This is a genomic window from Planctomonas deserti (genome assembly GCF_003067705.1).
Taxonomy (GTDB): Bacteria; Actinomycetota; Actinomycetes; order Actinomycetales; family Microbacteriaceae; genus Planctomonas; species Planctomonas deserti.
The window spans coordinates 1-582 of the sequence record NZ_QANL01000134.1; the positions used below are offsets into that span (position 1 = coordinate 1).

General features: G+C 61.3%; 2 protein-coding genes. Both read right to left on the reverse strand.

Features of this window, described 5'->3' with window-relative positions; translation table 11 throughout:
• Positions 1 to 142: 142 nt before the first annotated feature.
• A complete protein-coding gene (locus DAI20_RS19935; protein WP_162838286.1) occupies positions 143 to 295 on the reverse strand; it encodes a hypothetical protein in 153 nt (50 codons plus the stop codon).
• Positions 292 to 582: cation efflux transmembrane domain-containing protein (locus DAI20_RS19940; protein WP_159085152.1), on the reverse strand; the 291-nt coding region annotated here is incomplete at its 5' end. The genes DAI20_RS19935 and DAI20_RS19940, both read right to left, overlap by 4 nt.

Sequence of the window (582 nt, forward strand, 5' to 3'; positions counted from 1 at the left end):
CCAAGGTCATCAACTCGACCGCCGCCGCAGGCATCGCTGCTGCGCCCGTTAACAGCAACGCGGCCAAGGCCGCCCATCGCACAGACATGGAAGTACTCCGAAGGTTCTCGAGATCACAGGGATCGGCCTGCGCCCATATGCGTCACCCGGAAATTGGCGGTCTAAAGGGCGCGTGCAGATGCTCATACGCATCTGCACGCGTTTCGGCCTCGATTTCAGGCAAATACCGGCCGACAGCCAATTGCGCCAGCAGCAACCAGCGCAGGGAAAATCCCAGCTGGCCGCCCGCGGTCATGCAGGGGTCTTGCGCGCGTCGGCGCGTGCCCGGCGCGCGTCGCCCAATATTTCAAAGGCTTCCTTCATCACGTAGAGGCCGATAAGGGCACCGATTACGAAATCCGGATATGGACTGGCCAGCCACCACACCAGTAGGCCAGCCAGGATCACGCCCACGTTGGCTACCACATCGGCTCGGGTGAAAAGCCACGTCGCCCGCAGATGTACTTCGCCAGACTTCAGTGGCGCCAGCATGCGAAGGACCGCGAGATTGACCACTAGCGACAATAGAGCCGTACCGATCAT

Bases quoted from the DNA above. Each gene is read 5' to 3' on its own strand.
- DAI20_RS19935 (WP_162838286.1), bottom strand. From the start codon at position 295: ATGACCGCGGGCGGCCAGCTGGGATTTTCCCTGCGCTGGTTGCTGCTG.